Annotated in this window: 38 protein-coding genes; 11 read left to right on the top strand and 27 right to left on the bottom strand. The window is 48.8% G+C overall.

Features of this window, described 5'->3' with window-relative positions; all coding sequences use genetic code 11:
- Nucleotides 1-104 precede the first annotated feature (104 nt).
- Nucleotides 105-518: a hypothetical protein gene (locus tag FH974_RS20665; protein ID WP_207103660.1), complete on the top strand. Its 414-nt coding sequence runs from the start codon at nucleotides 105-107 to the stop codon at nucleotides 516-518.
- On the top strand, nucleotides 518-970 hold the full coding sequence (locus FH974_RS20660) for a hypothetical protein (RefSeq protein WP_207103661.1): 453 nt from the start codon (nucleotides 518-520) through the stop codon (nucleotides 968-970). The genes FH974_RS20665 and FH974_RS20660 overlap by 1 nt, the downstream gene beginning before the upstream one ends.
- Nucleotides 971-1064: 94 nt before the next feature.
- Here FH974_RS20660 and FH974_RS26255 read toward each other — a convergent pair whose 3' ends face one another.
- On the bottom strand, nucleotides 1065-1283 hold the full coding sequence (locus tag FH974_RS26255) for a DUF3653 domain-containing protein (protein ID WP_242551870.1): 219 nt from the start codon (nucleotides 1281-1283) through the stop codon (nucleotides 1065-1067).
- 539 nt (nucleotides 1284-1822) lie between these two features.
- Here FH974_RS26255 and FH974_RS20650 point away from each other — a divergent pair.
- On the top strand, nucleotides 1823-2299 hold the full coding sequence (locus FH974_RS20650; protein ID WP_207104210.1) for a phage protein: 477 nt from the start codon (nucleotides 1823-1825) through the stop codon (nucleotides 2297-2299).
- A 38-nt stretch (nucleotides 2300-2337) separates the two neighbouring features.
- On the opposite strand, the gene FH974_RS20645 is transcribed toward FH974_RS20650, so the two are convergent.
- From FH974_RS20645 to FH974_RS20530, 24 genes are all read right to left on the bottom strand, one after another.
- Complete coding sequence (locus tag FH974_RS20645) at nucleotides 2338-3576, bottom strand: DNA cytosine methyltransferase (protein WP_207104209.1); 1239 nt, start codon at nucleotides 3574-3576, stop codon at nucleotides 2338-2340.
- Nucleotides 3573-4103: a hypothetical protein gene (locus FH974_RS20640; protein WP_207104208.1), complete on the bottom strand. Its 531-nt coding sequence runs from the start codon at nucleotides 4101-4103 to the stop codon at nucleotides 3573-3575. The genes FH974_RS20645 and FH974_RS20640 overlap by 4 nt, the downstream gene beginning before the upstream one ends.
- Nucleotides 4104-4181: 78 nt before the next feature.
- Complete coding sequence (locus FH974_RS20635; RefSeq protein ID WP_207104207.1) at nucleotides 4182-4334, bottom strand: hypothetical protein; 153 nt, start codon at nucleotides 4332-4334, stop codon at nucleotides 4182-4184.
- Nucleotides 4335-4341: 7 nt separating this feature from the next.
- Nucleotides 4342-4539 (bottom strand): hypothetical protein, encoded by a 198-nt coding sequence (locus FH974_RS20630; protein WP_047886634.1) that lies wholly within the window; start codon nucleotides 4537-4539, stop codon nucleotides 4342-4344.
- A gap of 94 nt (nucleotides 4540-4633) precedes the next feature.
- Nucleotides 4634-5227 carry a hypothetical protein gene (locus FH974_RS20625; protein ID WP_053061912.1) on the bottom strand — a complete coding sequence of 198 codons (594 nt, stop codon included), beginning with the start codon at nucleotides 5225-5227 and terminating at the stop codon, nucleotides 4634-4636.
- Entirely contained in the window at nucleotides 5224-6375 is a 1152-nt protein-coding gene (locus tag FH974_RS20620; RefSeq protein ID WP_207104206.1) for a hypothetical protein, read from the bottom strand. The genes FH974_RS20625 and FH974_RS20620 overlap by 4 nt, the downstream gene beginning before the upstream one ends.
- Nucleotides 6372-7145, bottom strand: a complete 774-nt coding sequence (locus FH974_RS20615) for a hypothetical protein (protein ID WP_242551977.1) — start codon at nucleotides 7143-7145, stop codon at nucleotides 6372-6374. The genes FH974_RS20620 and FH974_RS20615 overlap by 4 nt, the downstream gene beginning before the upstream one ends.
- Nucleotides 7145-7747, bottom strand: a complete 603-nt coding sequence (locus tag FH974_RS20610) for a chemotaxis protein (protein WP_207104205.1) — start codon at nucleotides 7745-7747, stop codon at nucleotides 7145-7147. The genes FH974_RS20615 and FH974_RS20610 overlap by 1 nt, the downstream gene beginning before the upstream one ends.
- The gene (locus FH974_RS20605; protein WP_207104204.1) at nucleotides 7748-8164 is read right to left on the bottom strand and encodes a hypothetical protein; all 417 of its coding nucleotides are present in this window, start codon (nucleotides 8162-8164) and stop codon (nucleotides 7748-7750) included.
- A gap of 4 nt (nucleotides 8165-8168) precedes the next feature.
- The gene (locus FH974_RS20600; protein WP_207104278.1) at nucleotides 8169-8360 is read right to left on the bottom strand and encodes a hypothetical protein; all 192 of its coding nucleotides are present in this window, start codon (nucleotides 8358-8360) and stop codon (nucleotides 8169-8171) included.
- On the bottom strand, nucleotides 8357-8509 hold the full coding sequence (locus FH974_RS20595) for a hypothetical protein (protein ID WP_207104203.1): 153 nt from the start codon (nucleotides 8507-8509) through the stop codon (nucleotides 8357-8359). The genes FH974_RS20600 and FH974_RS20595 overlap by 4 nt, the downstream gene beginning before the upstream one ends.
- A gap of 9 nt (nucleotides 8510-8518) precedes the next feature.
- Nucleotides 8519-8740: a hypothetical protein gene (locus FH974_RS20590; protein WP_207104202.1), complete on the bottom strand. Its 222-nt coding sequence runs from the start codon at nucleotides 8738-8740 to the stop codon at nucleotides 8519-8521.
- Nucleotides 8741-8742: 2 nt separating this feature from the next.
- Nucleotides 8743-9027, bottom strand: a complete 285-nt coding sequence (locus FH974_RS20585; RefSeq protein ID WP_207104201.1) for a hypothetical protein — start codon at nucleotides 9025-9027, stop codon at nucleotides 8743-8745.
- Nucleotides 9028-9036: 9 nt separating this feature from the next.
- Nucleotides 9037-9870: a major capsid protein P2 gene (locus FH974_RS20580; protein WP_207104200.1), complete on the bottom strand. Its 834-nt coding sequence runs from the start codon at nucleotides 9868-9870 to the stop codon at nucleotides 9037-9039.
- 428 nt (nucleotides 9871-10298) lie between these two features.
- The gene (locus tag FH974_RS20575) at nucleotides 10299-10517 is read right to left on the bottom strand and encodes a hypothetical protein (protein WP_207104199.1); all 219 of its coding nucleotides are present in this window, start codon (nucleotides 10515-10517) and stop codon (nucleotides 10299-10301) included.
- 95 nt (nucleotides 10518-10612) lie between these two features.
- On the bottom strand, nucleotides 10613-11215 hold the full coding sequence (locus FH974_RS20570) for an ATP-binding protein (RefSeq protein ID WP_207104240.1): 603 nt from the start codon (nucleotides 11213-11215) through the stop codon (nucleotides 10613-10615).
- Nucleotides 11216-11274: 59 nt separating this feature from the next.
- The gene (locus FH974_RS20565; protein ID WP_207104198.1) at nucleotides 11275-11763 is read right to left on the bottom strand and encodes a hypothetical protein; all 489 of its coding nucleotides are present in this window, start codon (nucleotides 11761-11763) and stop codon (nucleotides 11275-11277) included.
- Nucleotides 11764-11778: 15 nt separating this feature from the next.
- Nucleotides 11779-12222: a hypothetical protein gene (locus FH974_RS20560; protein WP_207104197.1), complete on the bottom strand. Its 444-nt coding sequence runs from the start codon at nucleotides 12220-12222 to the stop codon at nucleotides 11779-11781.
- Nucleotides 12215-12382: a hypothetical protein gene (locus FH974_RS20555; protein WP_169776011.1), complete on the bottom strand. Its 168-nt coding sequence runs from the start codon at nucleotides 12380-12382 to the stop codon at nucleotides 12215-12217. The genes FH974_RS20560 and FH974_RS20555 overlap by 8 nt, the downstream gene beginning before the upstream one ends.
- An 11-nt stretch (nucleotides 12383-12393) precedes the next feature.
- Entirely contained in the window at nucleotides 12394-14463 is a 2070-nt protein-coding gene (locus tag FH974_RS20550) for a hypothetical protein (RefSeq protein ID WP_207104196.1), read from the bottom strand.
- On the bottom strand, nucleotides 14450-14605 hold the full coding sequence (locus FH974_RS20545) for a hypothetical protein (RefSeq protein ID WP_207104195.1): 156 nt from the start codon (nucleotides 14603-14605) through the stop codon (nucleotides 14450-14452). The genes FH974_RS20550 and FH974_RS20545 overlap by 14 nt, the downstream gene beginning before the upstream one ends.
- On the bottom strand, nucleotides 14602-14871 hold the full coding sequence (locus tag FH974_RS20540; RefSeq protein WP_207104194.1) for a hypothetical protein: 270 nt from the start codon (nucleotides 14869-14871) through the stop codon (nucleotides 14602-14604). Before FH974_RS20540 ends, FH974_RS20545 begins: the two co-directional genes overlap by 4 nt.
- Entirely contained in the window at nucleotides 14868-15416 is a 549-nt protein-coding gene (locus FH974_RS20535) for a 3'-5' exonuclease (protein WP_207104193.1), read from the bottom strand. The genes FH974_RS20540 and FH974_RS20535 overlap by 4 nt, the downstream gene beginning before the upstream one ends.
- Entirely contained in the window at nucleotides 15413-15592 is a 180-nt protein-coding gene (locus FH974_RS20530) for a hypothetical protein (RefSeq protein WP_207104192.1), read from the bottom strand. The genes FH974_RS20535 and FH974_RS20530 overlap by 4 nt, the downstream gene beginning before the upstream one ends.
- A gap of 33 nt (nucleotides 15593-15625) precedes the next feature.
- On the opposite strand from FH974_RS20530, the gene FH974_RS20525 reads away from it, so the two are divergent.
- Nucleotides 15626-16003 (top strand): hypothetical protein, encoded by a 378-nt coding sequence (locus FH974_RS20525; protein ID WP_415721600.1) that lies wholly within the window; start codon nucleotides 15626-15628, stop codon nucleotides 16001-16003.
- 17 nt (nucleotides 16004-16020) lie between these two features.
- Here FH974_RS20525 and FH974_RS20520 read toward each other — a convergent pair whose 3' ends face one another.
- Complete coding sequence (locus FH974_RS20520) at nucleotides 16021-16389, bottom strand: DUF3693 domain-containing protein (protein WP_207104191.1); 369 nt, start codon at nucleotides 16387-16389, stop codon at nucleotides 16021-16023.
- Nucleotides 16390-16507: 118 nt separating this feature from the next.
- Here FH974_RS20520 and FH974_RS20515 point away from each other — a divergent pair, with 118 nt between their 5' ends.
- The 7 genes from FH974_RS20515 to FH974_RS20485 all read left to right on the top strand — a co-directional run bounded on the left by FH974_RS20515 (nucleotide 16508) and on the right by FH974_RS20485 (nucleotide 22867).
- A complete protein-coding gene (locus FH974_RS20515; RefSeq protein WP_207104190.1) occupies nucleotides 16508-18574 on the top strand; it encodes a replication endonuclease in 2067 nt (688 codons plus the stop codon).
- Between the two features lie 21 nt (nucleotides 18575-18595).
- Complete coding sequence (locus FH974_RS20510; protein WP_207104189.1) at nucleotides 18596-18925, top strand: hypothetical protein; 330 nt, start codon at nucleotides 18596-18598, stop codon at nucleotides 18923-18925.
- 16 nt (nucleotides 18926-18941) lie between these two features.
- Nucleotides 18942-19280 (top strand): hypothetical protein, encoded by a 339-nt coding sequence (locus FH974_RS20505; RefSeq protein ID WP_207104188.1) that lies wholly within the window; start codon nucleotides 18942-18944, stop codon nucleotides 19278-19280.
- Between the two features lie 127 nt (nucleotides 19281-19407).
- Nucleotides 19408-19665, top strand: coding sequence for a hypothetical protein (locus FH974_RS20500; RefSeq protein ID WP_207104187.1), 258 nt, complete (start codon nucleotides 19408-19410; stop codon nucleotides 19663-19665).
- Nucleotides 19666-19800: 135 nt separating this feature from the next.
- Nucleotides 19801-21315, top strand: coding sequence for a methyl-accepting chemotaxis protein (locus FH974_RS20495; RefSeq protein ID WP_207104186.1), 1515 nt, complete (start codon nucleotides 19801-19803; stop codon nucleotides 21313-21315).
- A 3-nt stretch (nucleotides 21316-21318) separates the two neighbouring features.
- On the top strand, nucleotides 21319-21630 hold the full coding sequence (locus FH974_RS20490; protein ID WP_207104185.1) for a DUF5455 family protein: 312 nt from the start codon (nucleotides 21319-21321) through the stop codon (nucleotides 21628-21630).
- A gap of 13 nt (nucleotides 21631-21643) precedes the next feature.
- Nucleotides 21644-22867, top strand: coding sequence for a zonular occludens toxin domain-containing protein (locus FH974_RS20485; RefSeq protein ID WP_207104184.1), 1224 nt, complete (start codon nucleotides 21644-21646; stop codon nucleotides 22865-22867).
- An 808-nt stretch (nucleotides 22868-23675) separates the two neighbouring features.
- On the opposite strand, the gene FH974_RS20480 is transcribed toward FH974_RS20485, so the two are convergent.
- On the bottom strand, nucleotides 23676-24077 hold the full coding sequence (locus tag FH974_RS20480; protein WP_207104183.1) for a hypothetical protein: 402 nt from the start codon (nucleotides 24075-24077) through the stop codon (nucleotides 23676-23678).
- Nucleotides 24078-24147 lie beyond the last annotated feature (70 nt).

The raw sequence follows: 24147 nt of genomic DNA, 5'->3' as shown, positions 1-24147 counted from the left end.
TACGTTATCAAGCCAAGGTCGAGGTTTTGGTTACTGAAATCGGCTGTATAACGTAATGGGCGTAATATGTACAAATATGTGCAAATAACTTACTTGGTTGCTGTATGACTCAATCAATTTATAACAATGAGACTTTGACGGAGTCGGTACAGGCAGAAGGGTTGCTTACGGCACCTACTGTGGGTACTTGGCAGGAGGACTTTAATTTGTCTGAAGCTGACTTTGTAAGGTTAAAATCTGGTAAACCTGTAACATTTAACTGGGCTAATAGTATTCTATTAACTTCTATTGGTTGGGGTTTTAATATATTGTCAAAGTGGTTCCCAACTTTTAAGGACCCAGCAGTACAAAGTAAAATAACGGATGGGGAAATATACACATTGGTGGCTGGTTGTAGTCTTGCCGTAATTCTATATTTAATTGGTTTAACAATGCCAAACGATAGAAAAACTGTGATGAAATCTATAGAAACACATTTTAAAAATGCAGAAAAATCAAAGCATGTGAGGAAAAGCTAATGATTACAACAAGTAATTTCCCTCCATTGTATAAGCCATTGGATGAACTTGAAATATGTAGCAATAAGTTGATTGGTGGTGGTAACTTGATTTCTATTGGTGATGTTCTGCCGATTCTAATTGGAGCCGGAAGGAAGCCTAAGGTTTGGTTACAGGCGATGCAAAATAAGACTAGGGAATCATTCGTTACTATCGTTGATAATTCTAAATCAATGCATCCTTTTGTTGACGTTAAAAATAAAAATAAAATTACAGAGTTTTATGTAAAGGATATCCTTATTTTACGTGTAAATAATAGAACTCGTACTCGAGCTGTTGTTGATTACGTTAATTTACAACCTTTAGGTATTAACGTAATTGGAGATAAAAGTAAATTAGTCGCGGGTAATGCAACTTTTAGTAATTCTACTTTCATGAACGTAGGCACAGTTCTTAATTTTGATATCTTCTAGAACACCCCGCCTAGTAATACGGGGTGAAAGGTTTTGGAGGATTGCAGACTGTCAGCGAGTACCCTTTCGGACTGTCCACAACCTCCAGGCTAATTTATCGAGATACCTTCCTTAACAGTCTGGCGGCCTTCATGATGGCCGCCTTTGTCTTTCTGTCATCTTCCGCATTGATTTCGAGTAGCGCATTACCCGTCACTATCCTATCTGGTGTCAGTGACCAGCCGTTCGGCGTAACCAGTTCACCGTGTTTTATCTTCCAGCCTCTCCAATTCTCGTTTATGGCTTCCAAATCACGGCAACTGTACAATTTCATTAATCTTCTACACACGGGCGGTATCTCCTGCCCCTCATCCCAACGCGTGACCGTTCTCACAGTTTTGAAACATAATTCAGCGGTCTCTTCTCTGCTCAAGCCACAAGTGAATTTCCGAAAAATGTAGTTGTTCGTTATTTTTTTGGACATGGTGTCACTTTTTGCATTCCTTGTTACACAAGGATTTGCATAGTAACGGCATGAATATAGCGGCTTGAACGGTTTCATGACTTATCTGTTATTTACCATAACATGGTCATAATGCGCACTGGCGTAACGTATTTTAACATTTGATGTGTCAGTAAGGAAACGTCCCGCGAAATCACAAAAATAAGCTTTGGAAACAGTTAGTTAATTCAAATCATCACGGTTTTCTTAGCGCCCAATTCTCAGTAGATTCCAGCGCTCGATAACAACGATGTTTTGGTCATGATGTCAGATTTTGCTGTTTTGCGCTTTTTGATAGCTATCGACGATTGAACCCCGCGTTATCAATCGGAATAAACAAACAATCAAGATTAGAAATTGTGAGGTTCATCATGCTGCATGAATCGTTCGTGAAGCTGTTTTGGCGCCACTTCGACTCAATTAACCAGGCTGCCGCGTGGTTTCATGTTCGGCCTATCACCATCAAGCGTTGGCTGGATGGTGAAATCGACGTAAACCCAATGGCCGAAAAACTACTGATTATCCGTGCCCGTGGCTACCTGCCTGACGACACCCGCTGGATGGGATTCCGGGTTGATGAAGAACGCTGCATTATCATCACCCCCGAAGGTCGCGTGTTCAGTCCAAAGGAGCTGGATTCGTGGGCACTCCGTTTTGATGAATACCACGCGTTAAAGCGGCTGTATGAACTGGACTATGTGCCGGTACGCTCCAACGTGGTCACACCGTTGCCGTTTCGTGGTGGTCGCCGGATGACGGAGCCTCAACAGCAGACCGTGACCAAGGATAAGAAAAAGGAAGTCAGGAAAGTTCAGGCTAAACGTGCGAACCGGACAAGTGCATCCTAATATGAAAAAGCCCGCGATTGCGGGCTTAAATGATTTGGCTAAGCTGCATTTTCAGAAGAAAGTAATGACAACCACCGCTCATAACAAATTGACAGAATGTTTTTGGATAACCATGTTAAAGCTGGCACGCAAACTGCGTCACCCATGGCGAAATATGCTTTTGTATCATTTTTCGAAAGGATAAAACTATCGTCCACCCCCTGTAATCTTGCATATTCTCTCGGGGTCAAGAATCTCACCCTAACTTTTCCGTTACCCGCCGCCACTAAAATTTGCTTAGATGACCCCCCTTTAGGGGTTCGCAGACATCCAGCTATACCGTCCGTTCTTAATTCTGCCATAGATATAGAGTTTCGAACTCGACGATAAACGGTACCATAAGTAACTTTATTCTGGTTCATCATATGGTTAAGAGTTTTAGAGTGGTTAGCACTCATCTGAGCGCATAGTTTCTCAACTCTATCATTAGACCACCAGTATTTATTGTTATGGTCTAAATCCTCAACAATATCATGAAGTTTCAGTTTAGTGTCTTCTAGTGAGGGCAAATCAAACACCCCTAGAGAACACTTGCTGTTTTGGATGTAAACACTCTGAACTTTTTTCGTGTAGAACTGGGCGTTATCAAGCAACTTGGCACTAAAATGCTCATTGGCTGAGTGCTGATTAGTAACCATAACACTAGGAGCAAGTTGTGATAGTACTGCGACAACGAATACTCTGGGCCTTGATTGTGGGGTGAAATACCGTGCATCTAACTCTACAATACTGACCACATATCCAAGCTTATTCAGTTCATTTATTGTGAAAGATACGTCTGCTCCTTTATGAGAGGTCAAAAAGCCTTGAACATTCTCAAGCAACAGAACTGGAGGCTTATCATTTAACTTCTCTATTATCTGAAGGAAGGCAATTAGTGTCCCAGATGCTTCTCCTTTTAAACCTTTTCGAGAGCCAGCGACAGATAAATCTGTGCAAGGAAAAGAAGCTGTAGCTAAAAATGCCTCAGATGGTAGCTGTTCGGTTCTTTTGGTTAATTCCCAAATATCTCCTAACAAAAAATCGCCAGCACCAAAATTGTCGACGTAAGCGCTTTGCTTATCAGGGCATATGTCATTTGCCCATAGACATTTCCAACCATCTTTTTCAAGCCCTTCCCTGACGAGGCCAGTCCCAGCGAAAAATTCTATAAAGTGCTTGTTATATGCAGTTTTATTCATTGGTGTTGTGCGTTGTTGTGCTGTATAAAAATACAGTGGATTATAAACAAGTATCAACCAGAAGTATACTGCAACTCACCGTCAACAATTTCTAGTATCAGTGTTCCATTGCTCACGACAAACCTATAGCTCATTGAGCGCCTAAACCGTTGTTTCCTTTGTTTGGGATCCTTTATTGAGTAATTTTCTTGATACAGTGGCATCCAAGTCATAAAAGTGTCACTGACTTGACTTGGTTCTAGTTTGAATACTGTCACTCGGCTATAATCTTGTGAGTAAGAACAATATAAATGACTAATTTTACAGTCATCGTAAAGCTTGTCTAAGCCGGTATTTAAATGATATTGGTATTCAAAGTTAGAGCCCTCTTTGGCTGACTTTACCTCAAACCCGTCTAAATCGGCACCGTAACCATCCCTACCTCTTCTACCCGTTAGCTTTGAACAGAACATTTCCCAATAAGTAGGGTGAACAGTTCCTGAAACATTAAAGTTATATAGTCTTAACTCCTCAAAAAGATCCGGTTGATAAATGTATCTTCTGTAGAAATCGTAAGCATCATCGTAGTTAAGTGTTATATCCATAACCTATCACTCATCTTAAAAATAACGGCAAGTTATGGATTTTAAACAAATAGTGTATATATTCCTATTTACCATCTCTCAAAATTTATGCTCTATAGCCTTGATTCTATTTTCATGTGCTTCGATTATCTTTTTAATCCAAGCAATATCCGTCTTCATTGCGATACCCGTCCCGAAGGCTGAGAAAAAGCCGGTCGCCGCAGCGACCAGCACAGTCTGGTAAACGTCCATAAACCTCCTAGCCTTGCTCTTTGCGAACCGTGTCGAACAGACCAATCAGTGCCGCCGCGATGGTCGGAATCAGGCCGCCGATTTGCGCGCCGTTCTCACCGATGGTGACCTGGACTAACTCGCTGTTGCCGGTGATAAGACCGGCGGCCACGCTACCCAGCAGTAGCAATCCAGTTTTGGTGCTGGTTTCTTTCAGATTAATCATAGTAATCCCTGTTTACGCAAAAACTTGATGGTGTATGCGCCTGCGACCATGCCCGCGACGCTGATGCCGATTTGAATGGCGATGCTTTTCTTGGTCATGCCAATGCGACTCCTTCCATGACTTCGTGATAGCTGTATTTCTTGCCGACTTCCATCCGTGCCATTGCTTTGATGATCTCCGTTGCCGTGTGGTCGTCGTTCATGTCCAGCCGGTCATTTTTGCCGTAGCCCGTCCACTTGGCGACCATGTTGGCGTAATGGTTGCTGTTGTTTTCGTGGCTCGGCGCGAACGTGTGGACGATGCTGTGAATCGTGTTGATGCCGCGCTTCTGGTAGCTGCGCAGAATACGGGCGGCGGCGCGGAATCCCCACTTGTCATGCTCGAAAATGGAAAATCGTCCGTCGCTGCCGACCTGGCCGCGCCATTTGTTGCGGGTGCTGTACTCGATATTCAGCGGGTTTTTGTTGCGGATACCGCGTGGCTGACTGGTATCAATCACGTCTGTTGCTCCTTCAATAATGCCAGTCCATGACATGCCCGAATCCGTGCCGGTGTTGATGGCACCTGAATCGGTTGTGCCCTGGTTGGGAATGTTGGTAACGGCGGGCGGTTGGGAAAGCCCGCGATAAATCAGCCATGCCGCAGCGCCCAGCGTGGCTGTTGCTCCTGCAAACACGGCGATTTTCATGTGTACAGCCCCCGTCGCATCGGCGTTTGGGTGTAACGCAGATAAACCTGCATCCCGCCGCAGTTGCGCACCAGGTCTGCATTGGCCTGAGATAGCTCAATTGTGACGGCGTCACCGTTGAAATCTGTCACGGTAATACCCTCATCCAGTTTGCCGGTTGAGTCTACATCCCCGCTTGTCACGCCATTGACGCCGCCCCAGAAATACAAATTGGTGTAGGTCGCGTGCTGATGGATACCCAGCGGGCAATGCAATGGCGAACCGGGCTTTTTCGGCTTGAAGGTAAAGCGGTTTCCGGCCACGGCGGTGTCATTACAGACAAACTCAATCAGTTCGTTGAAACGCAGATGGCCGTAACCGTCCGAGTCCATATTGATGATCCCGTTTTCGACTGGCTTGCCGTCCTTGTCCACTTCAATCACCTGCATCCCCAGCAGCATCAGGCTGTTGCTTTCGCCTGGGTTGGACATGATTTCAAGGCACACAAACGTGTCGCGCTGGTCAGAGCCGTGATGCCTGAAAACCTCGGACTCCAACACTTTCACGTTGTAGCCGGTGCTTGGTGCCGGTCCATACATGCCGCCCGTTGTGACCTGGCTGGTATCACTGCGCATACCGCCCATGGTGGACGTATCGGCACTGCGAAAACCGAGTGTCACCGTCATGCCGTCCACTGCGGCAAAAATGGCGTGCGCCTTGTAGTAGCTGTCTGTTTTCGGCAAGTTCAACTGCTGGTAAATGGTGCCCTTGCAGTTTTTGGCCGCCACCCAGATGTCATGGGCTTTGAACGGCACCGACGCTAAAAACGGCGCGAAATGTAGGTTGCGGTGAACCCCGAACGCGGCGTTTATCGCCTGGTCTAACGGCGTGCCGCTTTGCTCGAAGTGCCAGCCATCAGCAAAGGTGCCCGCGTTCTGGTTGGGACTGCCGACGCGTGAGCCTGGCAGATAGACGCCAGTGAACTTGGTTTCCTGTGCCTTGTTGCTGGCACTGTCGAGGAACGCCGGATTTTTCACGTAGTTGGTCATGCGGGCTTTGCCCAGCTGGCCGAGCAGTTCAAGGCCGTGTTGCAGTTCGTCGGCCAGAAACTCAATCTTGTTGCGGGGGCTGCCTGCGGGCAGCAAATCGCGCAGTGTCTTTCCTGTCATCGAAGTACCTCGATAATCTGAATGGTGTCACCGTCGGCACCGGCAAACGCCAGCGCGGCGGTGGTTTCAAGTTTCAGTTGTTCACCGGCGGCCAGCTCCCAGCCGTCAGCCAGTGTGACCGGCTGGGTATTGGCCGGACTGGCTTTCAGCAAAACGTGACAACGTAATGGGTTCGCCGCCTGCTGCGCCGTACCGGTGGCAATGGTCAGCAGGCTGCCCGCCAGTGAGGCCGCGACAACCGGCGCGGTTTCCAATGGCTGGTCACTGGACACCCGCACTGCCTGCTCCGGTGCCAGGGTGATTTCCGGCAGGCTGGACACCGCCAGCTTTTGACCGGCAGCCAACTCGATGGCCGGTAGCTGCGCCACCGTTACCGCCTGGTCAGCGTCCAGTTGTACCTTCGGCAGCTTGCTGATAACGACGGGTTGGCCGTCAACCAGTGCCACCTTCGGCAACAGACCGATATTGACCTGCTGGTTCGGTGACAGGGTCACGGTCGGCATTTGCGTGACGGCGACCTGCTGGCCGTCAGACGGCGGGATATAGCGCCCATAGCCACACACAATTGAAACGGTGCCCGCCTCGCCCATGTTCTCCACCGTGACACGACCGGTCAGGCGCGGGTCGATAATCTGTGCGCCCTGCTTTAAACGGTAATCGCCGCGCTCGGTGGAAATCTGCACCGCATCGGGACAGGCTTCGATATACAGGAACTCACCGACCGCCTGAAACTGCTGGCGCTGGCGGGGCTGCATGATTTGATGAAACATTATTTCCCCTTCTTGAAGATGGTCATCATGGCAAGGAAGAAGAACACCAGGCCGACCATGATGGTCATCTGCTTGGTGGTTGCCACCTGCCCGCCGTCGCTGTTCATGGCTGCCAGGTCTTTCAGCGCCGCCAGATTTTCACTGTTCTGTGATGCCTGGTTTCCGGCCAGTCCCGCGATCATTTGCAGGTTTTCATGGTGCGCATTGCTCACATCATTGATGGCCTGCATCGACACCTGGCTGTTGTAGTCCAGTGCCGATTCCCCGAAAGCAAACGCCTGGTCCATGGCATCGTTGCCGAAGCTCAACGCCTCCGAGCCGAAATCCAGCGCCCGGTCAACGGTTTCGCTCCCCATCCGTAGCGCCGCCTTCGACACATCGGTGTTACTGTCGAGCGCATCCCGTGCCATCTGGGTGTTGGCGGTAATTGCCAGCTCGCCCATTTCCGACGCCCGCGCAATCGCGCCGTGGTCGGTCATATTGACGTTGATGTTGGAGCCGTTAACACCGGAAATGGCGACGCCAAGGTTATCGCCGTCAATCCCGTTGGTGCCCGATACATTGGTGGTATTCGAACTCTTTTTGGATTTTGAACGTCCCATTTACACCTCCAACTCATGCCAGGTGCAGAGCCGCCCGTTTTCCTGCCACTCGTTCTGGGTTTCGCGAACCTCCCCAAAAAAACGGCTCAACCGGCGCATGCCCGTTTTGGCCGTGGCGTAGGTGATGGATTTCAGCCCGGCCTGCTTGATGCGTTTAAGCAGTTCGGCCACACCAGGACGAAAGCCTTTACCGGCAATCGCCCACACGTAGTAGCTGTGCCCGTCTATCTCACCGACAATCGACAAATCCGCCCCGTCACCGGTAGCGTGATACAGGCTCAATGTGCCCGCCGATAACTGGCGGCACATGTCCTGATAATCGTCCTTCGGCGTATCAATGGCCGAGAACGCCGCGGCAAGCCGCCGGATATGGTGGGCGTAGTCGGGATGCTGCGGACTGATTACGAGAAATTGCATAGCCCTATTTTCCTTTCAGTAAGAGCCAGACCAGCCCGGCGACCATCAGCATCAGAAACCAGCTCGGCATACCCGCCCCGAAAGACACGTTGCCACCGCGAAAATTGACTTCTTCATTGCCGCCGACCGAACTGGGCCCCGCTCCGGCATTGATAGGCATCGAGCCGCTGTTGGTTAAGCCTGGAATACTAATCACTTGTTTTTCCCCCAGACGATATCGAACAGCCACAGCCCCATGACCACAGCGATAAGAATGCGGAGCGTTTGCCCCACTTTCTCACCAGTAAACAGCCCGCTGACATAACCAACGGTTCCGGCCAGCAACGGCCAAAACAATAACGGCATGTTTCCCCCTTAGCGCTTACTGATGCGCGGCACGAAACCCGCTGCGCCAGTCTGTCGAATTTCACCCAGGCCTTCGCGGCGGTTGTCGCGAAAGGCCGGTTGGCGCTTCAACTGTTTGGTCTGTTGTTGCAGCCGGTAATGCTGGACGCGCAACGGGTCAGACCGCACTTCCTTCGGCATATGGGAAAAGGCAGGCAGTGACCGAATACCGCGTCGTGAACGTCGTCCCATCCTTATTTCCCTCGCAACATCAGAAACATAAACAGCATCAGAACCAGCACCCCGCCGCCCGCGACCATCAACGTCTGGTTGTTGGTCATGCCCGGCCAGATTGGCTGGCCGTTCGGTTGCTGGGCAGGTTGCTGACGGTCAGGCACCCGGTTTTCCTCCGGCGCGGCAGACGAGACCTTATCGGCCTCGTTGTTAAACCAGGCATTCACCCAGCTGTTGCCACCTTCCACGGCTGAATCCCAGATACCCCCGAGGGATTCCCCCAGGTTGTCCAGTAAATCATTCATGCCGTCCCCTTATGCCTTGGTTGGTAGCGGGTTCACCTGCTCCACGGCTTCAACAATGACCGGCACGCTGCCGACCTGAGATTTGTCCAGCTCAAACGCCAGCTGGCTACGGGCTGCCGTGTTCAGCATGCCATCGGCACCGAAGCCGTAACGGATGAAGTCGAGGCTGAACCAGCCCTGGTTCTGCTCTTTCTTCGATTGCGCCAGGTCGAACGCGTTATCCGCTTTGGTGATGTTCATTTCTTCGAAGGTGTCACGCAGCACGCGGACACGCTCCACCGAGTCATCAAGGAAGTGAATGCGCTTGAGGTTCAGCGCCGGACTGCGTTCAGCAAAGTCGAACGGCGTGCGGCCAGTGGCTGAGGCAAACCAGGTCAGCTCATAAATGCGCGGCATGTAGTAGCGTGTTGATTGGGCTGGCAACACATGCGCACGGGCACGGATGGACGGCGTGGCCGTGCCCGCCGGTTTGGCTTTCAGGGTGATGTAGACGAACCAGATTTCACCCTGCAAGGTGACAAGGTCAGTCTGGCGCACACCGACTTTGGTGCGCAGCGTGGGATCACCAAATGAAATCACATAGCGCCCAGGCTGGGCGTAGTTTTTGCGGTGGGCTTGCAGCTTCACCAGCGTTTCGGCGGTCACGTTTACCTTTGGCGAACCGTTCAGCGACACTTCAACACGTTCAATGTCTTTCGGGTCGGTAATGTCTGTGACCAGCTCAATGCTGTGATAAGTAGGACCGGAAATCAGGCGCAGTGAGGCACGGTTGCCCCAGCCCACGCCCTCGACAGGGTCTAGCTCTTTCGGACGCGGTGCGAACGGAGTGGCGAGTAATTCCATGCTCTCGCCCCCTTAGCCGATTGCGTCTTCGACGGCGTCAACGTTGTTTGACGCCCAGACCACGCCAGCGGCGACCAGTAACGCAATCACTCCGGTGATCACATAGCCTTTGGTTTTTGCACTCATATCGTTTGCTCTCTGTTGGTTGATGAATCATCTGATTCGTTGAAATGCCCCAACAGAAAAGCAAGCGATTTGGTTTTTAGGCAAACACAAAAAAGCCCGCTAAACCTATAGGTTTGCGGGCTGTTGACTATGTGCAACTTGTCACACTTATTAGGAACATCGAATGAACAAAGGATACTTCGAGGACACTTTTATTGTAGTCAGCAAGGCTATCCTTTGGGGGTAATTTGGCTGTCAGTTTAGGATTTGAGAAAACTATCTTAAAATAAGCCGCTCCTCTAAGCTGAGTGACGAATAGAAGCTTAATTTAATCCCGCTTTTTGGCGTAGGATGCTTTCAACGTTAGTGACATTTTTCGCGCAATCAAATTTTTTCAAGAAAGTACTTACATCAGATAAGTTTGATTCATTACAGACTTTAGATAATTCATTGACTAGCAGGTTAAATGTTGAGCTACTGCCTAACTGACCTGATGCTTCAGCCTTCGCAACGATGCTTTTGATATTTGTATTTGAGTACATATTAATCCCCTTCAATAAGACAACAGAACTGCACAATAAGATATAAGCCCCTAGGGGGTACAAATCAAGTTTATATGTTTATTCATCCAGTGTTATTACCAACGTATTTCTCCTTTTTTCCACGCTTTCCCATCCTGCAACACATACTCCAGTATCTCCAATTCCGTGATCACTTCCGCTGGAATCCCTGTCTTGCGTTGCAGGTAATACGCACTATCTTCCGCTTTCTGCATCATCACGCAGGCGAACTGGCAGTTGTCGATAATGGTTTTCGAGACTTCCTGCCCGCGTTGGAACATGTTGATGGAGTGCAGACCGAATTTGCGCCCTAGCCTCAGAATCTTGCCGTGGTAGCCGGTTGCCTTGCCTGCGGTGTTGGAATGCTCAGCCACTTCTTCACAAATCACCTTGAGCGGTTTTTTGTGCTTGCCGTCACCCATGCCCCAAACCACCATGCAGAACTTGTCAAAATCCGCCTCGGTGGTTTCGTGTTTTGGCGTATAGGCAATTTTGAATCCCTGCGTGGTTTTGCGGCCAGCGATGAGCGCAGCGGCAAAGGCTTTCAGGCTGCTGTAACTGCGCACCTTACGCCCGGCAATTTCGCCTTCGTAGTCGTTGAGCGGGTCAAAAATGGCGACCTGGTCTGTCGGCTTGATAAACAGCTTTTTGGCTGCGGACGTTTTGCCGCAGCCTGACATCCCGACCGCATACGCATGATGGTTGTTCAGTGCGTTGTTTTGGTTTACGGGTTGGAGTTTCACGCCACCTCCTGACTGTAATCATCGTTGGCGGCTTCTGCTGCCCGCTTGGCCTGCTCGCGGCGGGCAGCGGCCAGGTCTTCTGCCTTGAGCTGGCGAACCTGCATGTAACTGGACAGACTCAGCATACCGATGGCTGCCACGGCCATGATTTCGTCCATGTATTTCGCCATCCACGGTGGCGGGTTGCCGCCGTATTTGACGATCAGCGGTGCCACTTTGTAGGCCACTTTTTCGGACTGCTCAGGGTCAAAATTGAAACGCGGGTGCACCATGCCTTTCATGGTTTGCTCCAGCGTCATCAGGCCAACAAACACAATCCCCGCCGCGGCATCGACTTCCATGGCTTTGGTGTTGGTCTGCTCGGTCGCCGTGGTTGGGTCGAAATCTTCATCTAGGCTGTTGATGAAGGCTTTTTCTTCCTGCTCGGTGTGGCCTTGTACGGTTTCCAGTTCGGTATCGTTTACCGGTGTGTTTTCGGTTTCCATCGGGTTTCCTTGTGGTTAGATACGGGTAATCAGGCCGCCGGTCAGACCGCCCAAGATGATGCCTGCCAGAATGGCTTTCCATGCGCCTGGTTTCGGCTCGGTGTCGGTTTCCGATTTGCGTGGTTGTGGCTCCGGCACGGAGACTGATTCGGTTTGAATCGGTTCCGGTTTTGGCTCGGGTTGTGGCTCTGGTTCGGGTTCCGTGACCGCGTCACAAACCGCAGTCTGACTGGCTTGTTCGGCTTGGTGCAGGTCTGCCAGCGTGGCGTAATGGACGTTGAATTTTTCCTGCCAGTATTGGCCGGTCTGCTGGTTGGTGCCGCAGCTATCGCAAATCGAATACAGGAATTTCGCCCGCTTGCCGCGGGCGCGATGAATGGTGCGGACACTGCCGCACTCACAACGGTTAATGCCTTCGACTGGGTTGGTCGAGGTGCGTACCGGCATCACATCAGCCATGTTTGCCCCCTTGCTCCAACTCACTCAGTTTTTCGTTAACGCCGTTCATCCAGACCAGTACCAGGCGCAGCGGTGTCATCACTTTGCTGGCGAACGGGTTGCGCGCCGCCTTATCGACTTCGCCCTGTAGTTGTTCAGTAATTTGGTTCAGTTTGTCCATTGCCTTTCCTTTTACGCTGCTAATTGCCATTGTTCGTAGTGCTCGCGGGCTGCCATTGCGCTGGCAATCTCGCGGTCAGTCGGTTCCCTTGGTGGTGCAAGTGGGTCTCTAAACACGCTTTGCCAGTACGCCCTTCGGTCTAAGTGCCGCAGGTATTGGCCTGCGTATTCCGATTGGGCGACGGCTCTGGCTTCGGTGACGCTGTCGGCCAGCTCGGTTTCGTCGTCAACCAGGGTCATGCCCCAGCCCCGCGCACCGGCAGCCCACAGCAGAAAATCAAAGGCTTTTTGCTCGGCCTGCTCGCCGTCAAATGCCATGCAAAACACGTTTTTGGTACTGGCGTGCACCTCTCGGCTTTTTATCGCCTTGCGGGTTGCCCGCATTTGGTTCTCAAGCCGGATAATGCGGGCGGTCAGCTTGTTGATGGCCTGCTCGTCCTGTTTGGCTTGTTTCGCTATGGCTTTCGCCTTAATGGTTTGGTCTAGCTGTTTTTCCAGTCGCTTGAGGCGGCGGTTAATGGGCTTGCGCCATTGCTCTAACCGGTAGCCGCACTCTTTGATGATCGCGGCCATGTTGTCGGCCTGAAAACTGGCGATACATTCCCAAGCGGGAGCGCGGCTGCATCGGGCGATGTTGTAGCGGTTGCCGCGAATCAGCCCCTGGTCAGCGTTATCGCCTTTGGCGGCATAGCCCACGGCTTTGATGATGTAACTGCCGGCGGCCATCGGTTTTTTGATGCGCTCCAGGTGCGCGAACCCTTTACCCCACAGATTTTCGAGGCGCAGCGCCCAGGCTGGAAACAGGTTTTGTGGTACCGCCCAATTCAGCAAAACGTGAACATGCGGGTTTGGCTCGCCGTCGTCATTGGCCGGACATTCCGCCACCCAGATGTAGTGGAAATCGGCGGCTTCACGAGTGGGACCGAACTCACTCGGCTTGCTGTGGCCAGGTATGCGCTTTTCGGTCAGTTGGGAATATTTGGCTCCGGATTCGGCGTCGATTTCCTGTGTGTGGTTGGCTACCCAGCCGCGCTGGTACATTTTCTTTGCACCATCAAGGAATCGGGACACCTCTTTGCCGATGGTGGTTTCGGCGGTTTTGGTGATGGTGAACAGCTTTTCCGGTTTCAGGAACGTCGGCGTGTAGGCTCCGGCGATTGTGCCGTCGGCATTCATCACTTTAACCGTGCCATCATCCAGAATATCGACGGTCGCTGCCGGGTCGTCGGCAGTGGTGTCGATGTAGCAATAGGCACCGGCAATGTGTGGGACACACTCGGCCATGTTGCGGGTAATCAGAACCGGTGTGTGGTCGCCGTTCACGTCGTCAGCTTCGACCATGCTGGAAAAGATACGGGCGCGCTCGGCCTGGCTGAATGTCAGGGTCAGGAAGGTGCAGAACCCGCCGTGACAGGTCGCCACGTAGGCACCCGCCTCAAAGATTTTGCTGACGGCGCGCTTGGTCAGTTTTTCGGTGAAACGCTCACCCTGCTGTGCATCCGGCGCGGCACTGCTCGGCGTCTGGGTGTAATACTGGATTTTGCGCTGTCCTGACCAGTCGCGTTTCATCAGGCGAACCACGTTTGGGGTGATAGTCGGCTCGGCTACCTTGGGTTTGCCTTTTGGCGGCAGCACGCGGGCACGGTTTCCGGCTTCTGTCAGCCCGTACAGCGTGTCATGGTTGTAGTAAGCCTCGGAGCTACCCAGTTCGTCATCACGCGTTTCCAGCTTGCGCTGCTGCGCCATCAGGCGGTTTAAACTGGCCTGTTGTGGGTGTGTCGGACTTTTGCGCCCTTGGACAAGCCTATTGTTTTCGGCACTGCGTGCCGCCGCTTCGCGGAGGTGTTCAGCGCAAACATACGGCAAAGATTCGGCATGCTCATTTTGCTTGCGAGCATAAAAAGCGGTGTCTCGGTTTACCCGATTCAAGTACCAAAGTGTCTCCGGCGTGATGGGTTCAGGCCGTGGACCACAAAAATCGAATCCTAAAAAACCAGCATCATAGCTGGCTTGGTGGTCATGGGTGATGTTTGCGGGTTGAACTGCACCCGCCACGAATAAGAGATCGTTAGTTGGGAGCATGCAGAACTCCCAACAACTCCAGGCGACTTTCTGCCGCATCATTGAGGAATTGAATAGCCAGGCGACGTTCACCAGATAAACGGTAGCTGCGCGCCAGTTGGATACTGGCGCGAATGTCATTTTTTAATAGAATTGCTTTCATTGCATATTCTCTAGTTTACGTAGAGCTTGGCTAAGCTGGATATATGTTTTTCCAAATTCAATGCTTTGATTTAGAAAGAACCTACTAATAGTCCGTCTTCCCTCCAAGCGGTTTTTTCTAGTAATCTGTAGGCACTTCCTTGCCTCATTTAAAGCTAAACCACGAAATGAATGAGCTACTACTGAGCTATGAATTTCTATGTCTGCAATAGCCGCCGCCCCCGAAGGGGCTTTGGTTACTTGCTTAGGGAACTGAATCACGCTCATGGCATCACCTCTAACTGCTTATTCACTGCCATAATGACTCGGCGTGTAATCTCACAGTCAGCTTTAGCGCGGTGTGCACTTAAATCAGAAATATCAATGGCTTGTTGACGTGCGGCATTGGTTAGGCTTTGCCATTTATAATTGCCACGGTACTCATTCCATTCACCGTAGAACTCTGCATACCACTCCATGACGCATTGTGTTTTAAATGGAAAAACAGTAACGCCATAACGCTTCATACTTTGCTGAATCAAACGCATATCGTAGTCAGCGTTATAAATCAGCACATCACGGCCTTTGACGATTTCAGCTAGATCTTTAAACACCTTTGGAAAGGTTGGCGAGCCAGAAACCTGACGGTTGGTAATGCCGTGAATGGCGATCGCTTCTGCCGGTATGAGTTGCACTGGCATCACTAACGTATCAATCAACACTTTGCCAGATACGGCTTCAATCACAGAAATTTCTACAATTTCAGCATTGGAATCTAAACCGGTTGTTTCCGTATCCAGGATGACGGCATTCTCAAGATTAATAGGTTTCATGCAACACCCCCTTTCGCTTCAAGAGCACGGCGGCACTGAATTTGGAAAGTGCGGCTGTAACGAAAGTCAGCGCAGCCTTTCGGCAGTTGCTTATTTGTGTTCTTCGGCTGAACGGTCGTTACGCGCAGTTGTTTGAATTGCTCTTTCAGTTTGGCGAGGTGTTGCAGTCTGTCCATGTCTGTATCCCCATACAAGCAAGTGTGTTTTTTATGCAAACAAATTCTTACTTAACTTTTGGTTTTACACAACGTGGCCGCGGGTATGGGAATGATCAAATTGATCGCCTATTATTTAACAATTCAAGGGATTTCGACGGTGTCAGAATGACTTACACAAATGAATTATTGGATATGGTGAAATCCAAGTATTCTTTGGCTTCAGAGTACAAACTAGCTAAGAAGTTAGGCGTTAGTGAGTCTCGCCTGTACAAATGGCGAAAAGAATTGAATTCTATGGACTGGGATATGGCATTCCAAATAGCTGATTTACTTGGAATTAATGATCAAATTGTAGTTCACAGCCTCCTTGAAGATAAATATGAAAACCCACGCTTAATCAATGCGTTGCATGAAGGGCGCCCCGCTTAATCGGGGCGTTTTTAGTTTTACCCTATGGTACATAATGCGCACTGAGCTATCACTCTAAACTGACCAAATCCAGCCAAGGAAATGGCCGAAAATCCAATCCCAAATGTTTGAAATCCTTGGCTATTTAGCTTTTTTGCAATCTCTTCCCATAAAGCCTTAACGCTGCTGTTCTGAGTGCGGTCAGCGTGAATTGCCACTAAAGCCTCTTTCGGGTCAATATTGCATTCTTGTGCTAGAAAAACTGCTTCAGTATCAGACAGATAGCGTTTACCTGTGCGCATTTCAGAGATTCTTTGTTTAGGTAGCCCCAAATCAGCTGCAATTTGCTTGTCTTGTATGTAGTTTTTCGCAGTTTTGTAGCTGTCTAGCAGTTTTGTCTGATACATAACCCCTCCAATATTTCCATCATTGTAGCGTCAAAGTCACGTTCTGGCGTGTCTTGCAGTCACGAGTACCCGTGTTTATAGTCATGGCAAATCGTGACTGACAAGCACTGAGGCTCACATGACAAAGCGTATTTTGGTACATGACTTAGCAACTGATTCGTATGAGTACGTCAACTTTCTGCACGCTCAAACGCTTTGCTCGTCGTACTCTCGCCCTGATACTGCTAATGCTGTGCCATTACCGGGTTATGTCGACCATACCCGTCCTGATAGTGATTACGCAGCAGCGTTCCTTCGCCGTCAAGCATTGTCTCAGCCGATTCATTCTTATGATGTTTCGGACAATATCAAACCTTCTTTTGCTTCACCTTGCATGGATGTGATTCGGTTAACCAAGCCGCACCGTGCTTTTGGTCCGGTGATGTCTCGTGCGTATTTGAATATGTCCAAAAAGGTCGGCCAACTTGAAGCGATGCGTGCACTTGAGGCAGCCAGCAAGCGCCTAACTAAGATGGAGTTTCGCTATACCGCTTCTGATGAAGAGCTTTGCGATTTTGCTAAATCCAAATCTACTCAGGTGATGCGCCAGGTGGCGAAAATTGATGATGAAGCTAAGGCGTTTGAGCGTGTGTGCGAAATTCTTGCGGATTACGGCCTGGCCTTTCGTCCCGAGCAAATCAAGAAGGCTGAGGAAAATGGCGAATTGAATAGCCTGATTAACCGAGCCACGAATGAGCTTTGGTGGCGTCGTGCTTTGCGTAAACGTGCTGCAATAGAAATTGAACGTGTTGCCCGTGACCTGACGCTGGTACACAAACACGGTCAAGCGTATTGCTCGAATTTTTCGCTGACTCGTCGTCGTCAACGTGATGCTGATAATGCCGACATGTTGAAAAACACGGTTGCTTACGATGAAGATGATGCTGAGAACTGGTTCTCTTTGTACGAGCTGTCCAACAAATCTATCTCTAATCCTGAAATCCGCCGGGCAGAAATGTTCGTGCGTCTGAAAGGTTTCGAGAATATTGCCAAATCTTGTGGCCATGTTGCCATGTTCTACACGCCGACGTGCCCTAGCCGCTTTCATTCTGTTTCTAAGGGCAAGATCAATCAAGCCTGGCTCGATGCGGGTCGCCCGACAACTCGGGATGCGCATCAGTATATGACCAGTGTGTTTAACAATTTCCGCAAAGCCATCGATAAGGCTGGGATTAAGGTCTACGGCTTGCGTGTCGTCGAACCTCATGCGGATGGTTGCCCACACTGGCATGTGTTGCTGTTTATGGCTCCCGCTCACCGTGACGCGGTAACAAATGCATTTCGTGCGGCGGCAATGGCTGATTCACCTAATGAGCCAGGAGCAAATACATACCGATTCAAAACGGAATCCATTGACTGGTCGAAAGGCTCTGCCGTTGGCTATGTCGCTAAGTACCTATCAAAGAATATTGATGGTCAACATATCCCGACCGATTTGGCGACTGAACTGGACGGCTTAAGTGCGGCAGAGCGTGTTGTTACCTGGGCGCGTGTTAATGGTCTGCGCCAGTTTCAATTCATTGGTGGGCCATCGGTCACTGTTTGGCGTGAACTGCGCCGCTTGAGAGAAGAATTTAAAGAGGATGACGCCGTGTTTAAACACCTTGATGCCGGTGAATGGCTAACGCTCGAAAACGTTCGCCGTGCGGCGGATGCCTCCGACTGGGAAGCGTTTTGTTTAGCAATGGGCGGTGTTTTCGTTCGTCGCCAAGACCAAACGATTCGCCCTGTATACCAAGTGCCACAAATCATGGAAAAGCTCATTGACGAATGGGGCGAGGAATACACAGCTTCCCTAGCCTCTAAAACCCGCTATGGCGATGTGGCCGGTGCGCGTGTTGTTGGCGTAGTTTTCCGGGCGGCATTCTTGGCTACCCGTACTCGCAATTGGAAAACCGAAAACAAGGAAACGTTCCTTCGTGGTACTAAGCGCATCATGACCGGCGTTACAGATGTCTTTGAAGCTCTGGAGCGTGAGCAGGAATACCATCGTATGGCCGATGAGCAATACGAGCAATACCAGAATTATTTGGAGCGTGTCGATGAACTGACCGCTCTGGCTTTTGATGAGTCGGAATGGCCTGCGTTCGTGGGCGTAGCCCATGACGTAGGTCAGGCCGATTCATTCTTGGACTTGTGTCAATAACTGTCACTAAAAGGAAAAATCATGATTGTTACTGCCCGTATTAATGATTCTGACGATATCGAGAAGAAAACCAATACCAACACGAATACAGGCGAAAGCCGTGATTCAGGTATCGTCCGCTTACAACTATTTCAGCCATCAGAAGTGATTGAGTGCCGGGTCTCCCCTGACCTTTGGGATTCTATGGGTGGCGGTGCGGACCTGAAAAAATTAATTGATAAAAAGGCTGAGTTTAAGATTCAGCATACAGAACGTTCCTTTGCTGGTGACGGTGGCAAACATGTGTCATTCAGCGGATGGAACCTATTGGGTATCCCGTCTTCGGATAACCAGGCTAAAGCAACAGCTTAACTGACTGGACTTAATTATGCTGCCTTGTGAACTTCAAAATTCAACGTATACCTGGAGATTTTCAGATGGACTTTGCAACGGAATTTATGATGTTAGTTCTTATAATATCGTTGATATTTATTGTACGTTGAATGGCATTTATGATGATGCAAAACAGATTCAACAAGGCACGTATAAACTGGATGGTCAGTTTGCTGATGGCTGTTTAAATTCCTCCCTAGATGTGATTATAGATAAATCAACACAGCCTGTTATTAATTCGCAAGTATATACATCAGAACAATACATGTTTGTATCAAGTTCACTATTACTGTTGGCTGTGTTTTTTCTGGTTGGATTTAAGGTATCTAAATAACAGTGAATATATCAGACCCATTGACTTGGTATGCCTTAATTTCATTCATCGGTTTTGGCTCTGGCGTTATAGCCGGATTCGTATCAAAGGCATTCACACTGTCTGCCTATTAAACAAGGAAAATGTAATGAAAAACTTCATGCAGAAATACTTCTCTAAACAAAATATTGCCGTTGCTACAACTGTTCTTATTTCGTCTGGTATGGCGATGGCAACGGCGGAAAATGGCGCAGGCCCTAGTGCGACGGACTTTGATTCTCTAAAAGAGGCTATTCTCACGCTTATTGCTGGTTTAGGTGCATCTGCTATCGCGATCATGGTCGCTTCTCAAGGGTGGACTATTGCACTTGGCATTGCGAAGAAATTCTTCAGTAAGGCAAGCTAATTTTATTTAGCTTGATATTTGAAGGTGGATTAATTTCCACCTTTTTTATAGTTACACATTCATAATAATTACCAAAAGTATTTTATTCCTTTTTATCAAATGATGTGTTTTTTACATGGCACTCTTGGGGTGATTATGTTCAGGCTCACTCTCCTTTTTATTGTTACGTTTTTTTCACTATCTGTGAATGCACAATCCTATATTGCGCCTAATGGAAGTTATTACTACAGTGCCTCTTTGAAGAAAGTTAGCTCTGATGCAAATTATATTGCGGGGCTTGAATGTGAATCTGAAGGGAGCCGGTGCTCACATTTTGAATACGTAAGCGGCCATGGTGAGAATTACATTAAATTCCAAGCCTATTACCCAAATGAAAAGTATGACCCAAACAAGGAAGGCTCTGTTGAGTTTTATCCTGGTAAGCTTATTTCAGTAGCAATGCTATCGTGCTCAATTGCAATAGCACCTGGTGTTTCTGATTTGCCGTCTTGCAAGACTGGGCCAGAGCCCGACAAGTGTGAAGCATATGCAGGTGAAACAACAACAATATATGGCCAAGGTGGAACGGGTATTAAGCAGGTTTGCGTTAAAGACCGTGACTGTAAAGCCAATCTTCAAGCGGGTATCTGCTGGGGTGAAGGAACAAATGAATGTTCTTTTGAAGCAACATTCACTGGTGAAAGCTGTGATGGAACCGAAGGCGATCTACCGCCACCTATAACATCAGGTTTCTGTGATACACCGGAAGCTACCACAGAGCTTGAATCCTTCCGTAAGGCTTGTGAGTCTAAAGGCGGTACATTTACGGGTTCCTGTGATGCAGATACTCAGAAAATCATTCATCACTGTGAACTGGATTCGACTCCTCCTGAACCCAATCCTGACCCCGATGCGAAAGAAGTTGTTCAGGCTATCAACGACGTAAAAAGTAGCATCAATTCCGGCAATGAAACGCTTGATAAAATTCATACCAGCACTGTTACGAACACCGGGCACCTGGAAGAAATAAAGACTGAATTGACCCACACTCGGGAGGATGTGGTCAGAAATTTAGAGTTCGTCCAGGAGAATATCACTAACCAAACCTCAGCCATTGCCGCACTAACTGACGGCCAAAATGCTTTGATTGGAGCTTTGGCTGGGGATGTTGTTTCTGTGCGCGACGCTGTTGAATCCAATACTGCTGAACTAGGTGAAAAATTGGATGGCATTCAAGAAGCATTAGCCAGTGCTTCTGGTGGTGAGGGTACTTTTGAAGGCTTAACCCAAGAGCAGTTAAAGGGTGTGTTAGATGGCTATAAGCAAGAATCTGAGGCTAAAGGCACTGAGTTGCAAGGGTTACTGGATGAGCAACGTGGAGCTGTAGACAGTATCTACTCTGAAATTGATAACATTCTTAACGACTCATCGAATCCACTAGACGGCCAAGTATTCAGCAATCCATTAGAAAATGTCTTTAACTCAAATGCTGCGGATAAGTGCCCTACTTTCCAAATCACAATATTTGGCGTCACTGGCGTCATTGAAGATCACTGCCGGGCACTGGATGTACTCAATAAGTTTCTGGTCATTGTCATGTGGGCCTGGTGTGGTATTGCCATATTCAATGATGCGAAAGTTATCTACTTACGTGTGACAACAGGAGTTTAAGTCATGCCATATTTTATTGGCTATGCCCTATACGAAGCTATCAAGTGGCTTATTGAGAGAATGGGTAAAAAAGTCGCTTACTTCACTCTGTACTCCACCATGTTTTTTGCTTTAGCTGTGGGCTTTTTCTCTGCAATCAACTCAGCCTTGGGGATGGTATCCAGCAATATTGGCCTTGGATTTAGTGAACTTAATGCAATGCTGCCAAGCGGCGTGACTACCGTTATGAGTTTTTACTTCTCAAGTAAGGCCGTTATGTGGGCATTCCTGGCGCAATACAAGTACATGAATATGAAGTCCATTTTGTTTAAATAATTGAGGTGTTGCCATGGCTGATTTCGCGGTTGTTGGTTTTAAAGGAAGTGGTAAGGGATTACAGGCGGTATCTAAAATTCAGGATGCGGTGAACAATGGCTGCCGGGTGGCGACAAATCTTGATATTTTTCCTGAGCACCTCGTATCAAATCCAGAGAACAATATCCCTATCACTCGCCTGCCTGATTATCCCCGTTTTGTCGACTTCCAGGCGATTGGATATGGTTGTGAGAAAAAGGAAGGCGAAAAGATTGATGAATCAAAGTTCGGAGTAATTGTACTGGATGAGATCAGCATTTGGATGAACTCCAGGAACTGGAATGATAAGACTCGCCTGCCAAGTATCGCCTGGTTAAGACAGGCCCGGAAGTATCGTTGGCATGTCTACTATTTGGCGCAATCAGTTGATTCGGTTGATAACCAGACCCGAGAATTATTCGAACATGTCGTCGAGTGCCAGCGTTCTGACCGTGCCTTTGTGCCTTTCATCGGTCGCATACTCAACGTTTTCAATGATCATTGGGGCCGCTTACCAAAGGTACACTCTGCGAGTGTTACCTATCGCGGCAACGGTAAAATCAAAGTCGATAAGTGGGTATTACAAGGCGTCTTACTGAAAAGCATCTTTAAGTCTTATGATACTGAACAAATTTTCCTACCCGATGAGATGGTTAAAAATGACGGTAGTATTGTCGATATGCGTGCCACCTACTCTATATTGCCAGCTTCATACCTCAATCAATGGTACAAGGAAGAAGCGCCGAAAAATGGGGAAAAGCCAGAAAAGTTTAAATGGTCATTTAATCTAAAGCATATGGCTTTGCTGTTTTTTTCGCTTTTTCTGCTGTGGTATTTCTTACACAGCTCGGAGCCCGCCCCTGCATCCGTACCAGAGAAAACAGCGAAAGTAGTAAACCGCGTGCCTTCCGTTGTTGTGGGCTCTTATATTAGCGGTACAGTGAAACATGTATCTAAAGGGGTGATTCGCTATGAATACGCGATAAATGGCGCTGACCATAAACCCTTTTATCCCCTGGATTACAATTTTGCAGTCGTGCCAAGCTCAATGTGCAGCGCCACTATAAAAGGGCAAGAATTTAACTATTCATTGACTTGTGGGGGGCGTTTTGTACCTGAAGCAATATTGCCGAGTGAAGCCTCGCCATCTGAGATTTTTAACATAACTAAATTGAACCCATTTGAAACACAAGAAGTGACAGAAACGAGCGCTATGTAAGAACTCACACGGTACATTGCGCTATGCCAAAGGCATACTAAGGCCACAGCTCGAAACCTGATATTTTCACCGGCTCAAACTGGCCGAGCCCGAACAAAATAAAAAGTGCGCCGCCTCCTCATCCTGCCAAGCCATTAATATGGGGAGAACTGATAGCAAAGCGAGTGTTGTCATTGATAGTCGGAGACAACTGAATACAAGCGAGTGTGCGCCCCCCAAGTGTCAATAACGGTTAGTTTTGCGCGCCCCAACCTTTTGATGGTCACTGGTTTGTTGACATTTGAGGGGCCACTTCTGAATGGGTTGCCCCCCAAGTGTCAATAACGGCTAGTTTTGCGCGCCCCAGCCTTTTGATGGCCACTGGTTTGTTGACATTTGAGGGGCCACTTCTGGATGGGATGCCCCCCAAGTGTCAATAACGGCTAGTTTTGCGCGCCCCAGCCTTTTGATGGTCACTGGTTTGTTGACATTTGAGGGGCCACTTCTGAATGGGTTGCCCCCCAAGTGTCAATAACGGCTAGTTTTGCGCGCCCCAACCTTTTGATGGCCACTGGTTTGTTGACATTTGAGGGGCCACTTCTGGATGGGATGCCCCCCAAGTGTCAATAACGGCTAGTTTTGCGCGCCCCAGCCTTTTGATGGTCACTGGTTTGTTGACATTTGAGGGGCCACTTCTGAATGGGTTGCCCCCCAAGTGTCAATAACGGCTAGTTTTGCGCGCCCCAACCTTTTGATGGCCACTGGTTTGTTGACATTTGAGGGGCCACTTCTAGATGGGATGCCCCCCAAGTGTCAATAACGGCTAGTTTTACGCGCCCAACCTTTTGTTGGCCACTGGTTTGTTAACATTTGAAGGACTACTTTTTGTTTTTCTTTCCAGTATTTTGCTCCAACACAGGTCGTTAACTAGTACAATGTGCTCTCGTGCATTGTCCCTTTCACGTTGATATCTGCTCGCATCATTTTCAGCAGCTCTTAATTCTAAACGTAACTGATTTACTCTAGCTTCTTCTGTCTCGAGCTTCATTCGTATTTGCCTTAGTTCTTCTTCTTGCTCTTTTATCTTGGCTTTAAGTGTTTGCTGTTCGGGAACGTAGCGGTGTTTTGCTAACTCGATAGCAGATTTCCACACTTCGTCCTTTAACTTCCCTAAAACTTTCTCTTCTATGTCGCGTATTTCTGTTGGTGTGACCTGGTCTGAATTGGCCATAAATGATTTCCCTTTAGGAGGTATATTTAATCTCGGTTAACCATATCACAGGGCTGTACAACAAATGCCG

Source organism: Photobacterium ganghwense (genome assembly GCF_017329545.1).
Classification (GTDB): Bacteria; Pseudomonadota; Gammaproteobacteria; order Enterobacterales; family Vibrionaceae; genus Photobacterium; species Photobacterium ganghwense.
The sequence above is the reverse complement of the archived record's forward strand: the minus strand, read 5'-3'. Positions and strand labels throughout refer to the sequence as shown.

Bases quoted from the DNA above. Each gene is read 5' to 3' on its own strand.
- FH974_RS20665 (WP_207103660.1), top strand. From the start codon at position 105: ATGACTCAATCAATTTATAACAATGAGACTTTGACGGAGTCGGTACAG.
- FH974_RS20660 (WP_207103661.1), top strand. From the start codon at position 518: ATGATTACAACAAGTAATTTCCCTCCATTGTATAAGCCATTGGATGAA.
- FH974_RS26255 (WP_242551870.1), bottom strand. From the start codon at position 1,283: ATGAAATTGTACAGTTGCCGTGATTTGGAAGCCATAAACGAGAATTGG.
- FH974_RS20650 (WP_207104210.1), top strand. From the start codon at position 1,823: ATGCTGCATGAATCGTTCGTGAAGCTGTTTTGGCGCCACTTCGACTCA.
- FH974_RS20640 (WP_207104208.1), bottom strand. From the start codon at position 4,103: ATGGATATAACACTTAACTACGATGATGCTTACGATTTCTACAGAAGA.
- FH974_RS20635 (WP_207104207.1), bottom strand. From the start codon at position 4,334: ATGGACGTTTACCAGACTGTGCTGGTCGCTGCGGCGACCGGCTTTTTC.
- FH974_RS20630 (WP_047886634.1), bottom strand. From the start codon at position 4,539: ATGATTAATCTGAAAGAAACCAGCACCAAAACTGGATTGCTACTGCTG.
- FH974_RS20625 (WP_053061912.1), bottom strand. From the start codon at position 5,227: ATGAAAATCGCCGTGTTTGCAGGAGCAACAGCCACGCTGGGCGCTGCG.
- FH974_RS20620 (WP_207104206.1), bottom strand. From the start codon at position 6,375: ATGACAGGAAAGACACTGCGCGATTTGCTGCCCGCAGGCAGCCCCCGC.
- FH974_RS20615 (WP_242551977.1), bottom strand. From the start codon at position 7,145: ATGTTTCATCAAATCATGCAGCCCCGCCAGCGCCAGCAGTTTCAGGCG.
- FH974_RS20610 (WP_207104205.1), bottom strand. From the start codon at position 7,747: ATGGGACGTTCAAAATCCAAAAAGAGTTCGAATACCACCAATGTATCG.
- FH974_RS20605 (WP_207104204.1), bottom strand. From the start codon at position 8,164: ATGCAATTTCTCGTAATCAGTCCGCAGCATCCCGACTACGCCCACCAT.
- FH974_RS20595 (WP_207104203.1), bottom strand. From the start codon at position 8,509: ATGCCGTTATTGTTTTGGCCGTTGCTGGCCGGAACCGTTGGTTATGTC.
- FH974_RS20590 (WP_207104202.1), bottom strand. From the start codon at position 8,740: ATGGGACGACGTTCACGACGCGGTATTCGGTCACTGCCTGCCTTTTCC.
- FH974_RS20585 (WP_207104201.1), bottom strand. From the start codon at position 9,027: ATGAATGATTTACTGGACAACCTGGGGGAATCCCTCGGGGGTATCTGG.
- FH974_RS20580 (WP_207104200.1), bottom strand. From the start codon at position 9,870: ATGGAATTACTCGCCACTCCGTTCGCACCGCGTCCGAAAGAGCTAGAC.
- FH974_RS20575 (WP_207104199.1), bottom strand. From the start codon at position 10,517: ATGTACTCAAATACAAATATCAAAAGCATCGTTGCGAAGGCTGAAGCA.
- FH974_RS20570 (WP_207104240.1), bottom strand. From the start codon at position 11,215: ATGTCAGGCTGCGGCAAAACGTCCGCAGCCAAAAAGCTGTTTATCAAG.
- FH974_RS20565 (WP_207104198.1), bottom strand. From the start codon at position 11,763: ATGGAAACCGAAAACACACCGGTAAACGATACCGAACTGGAAACCGTA.
- FH974_RS20560 (WP_207104197.1), bottom strand. From the start codon at position 12,222: ATGGCTGATGTGATGCCGGTACGCACCTCGACCAACCCAGTCGAAGGC.
- FH974_RS20555 (WP_169776011.1), bottom strand. From the start codon at position 12,382: ATGGACAAACTGAACCAAATTACTGAACAACTACAGGGCGAAGTCGAT.
- FH974_RS20550 (WP_207104196.1), bottom strand. From the start codon at position 14,463: ATGCTCCCAACTAACGATCTCTTATTCGTGGCGGGTGCAGTTCAACCC.
- FH974_RS20545 (WP_207104195.1), bottom strand. From the start codon at position 14,605: ATGAAAGCAATTCTATTAAAAAATGACATTCGCGCCAGTATCCAACTG.
- FH974_RS20540 (WP_207104194.1), bottom strand. From the start codon at position 14,871: ATGAGCGTGATTCAGTTCCCTAAGCAAGTAACCAAAGCCCCTTCGGGG.
- FH974_RS20535 (WP_207104193.1), bottom strand. From the start codon at position 15,416: ATGAAACCTATTAATCTTGAGAATGCCGTCATCCTGGATACGGAAACA.
- FH974_RS20530 (WP_207104192.1), bottom strand. From the start codon at position 15,592: ATGGACAGACTGCAACACCTCGCCAAACTGAAAGAGCAATTCAAACAA.
- FH974_RS20525 (WP_415721600.1), top strand. From the start codon at position 15,626: ATGCAAACAAATTCTTACTTAACTTTTGGTTTTACACAACGTGGCCGC.
- FH974_RS20520 (WP_207104191.1), bottom strand. From the start codon at position 16,389: ATGTATCAGACAAAACTGCTAGACAGCTACAAAACTGCGAAAAACTAC.
- FH974_RS20515 (WP_207104190.1), top strand. From the start codon at position 16,508: ATGACAAAGCGTATTTTGGTACATGACTTAGCAACTGATTCGTATGAG.
- FH974_RS20510 (WP_207104189.1), top strand. From the start codon at position 18,596: ATGATTGTTACTGCCCGTATTAATGATTCTGACGATATCGAGAAGAAA.
- FH974_RS20505 (WP_207104188.1), top strand. From the start codon at position 18,942: ATGCTGCCTTGTGAACTTCAAAATTCAACGTATACCTGGAGATTTTCA.
- FH974_RS20500 (WP_207104187.1), top strand. From the start codon at position 19,408: ATGAAAAACTTCATGCAGAAATACTTCTCTAAACAAAATATTGCCGTT.
- FH974_RS20495 (WP_207104186.1), top strand. From the start codon at position 19,801: ATGTTCAGGCTCACTCTCCTTTTTATTGTTACGTTTTTTTCACTATCT.
- FH974_RS20490 (WP_207104185.1), top strand. From the start codon at position 21,319: ATGCCATATTTTATTGGCTATGCCCTATACGAAGCTATCAAGTGGCTT.
- FH974_RS20485 (WP_207104184.1), top strand. From the start codon at position 21,644: ATGGCTGATTTCGCGGTTGTTGGTTTTAAAGGAAGTGGTAAGGGATTA.
- FH974_RS20480 (WP_207104183.1), bottom strand. From the start codon at position 24,077: ATGGCCAATTCAGACCAGGTCACACCAACAGAAATACGCGACATAGAA.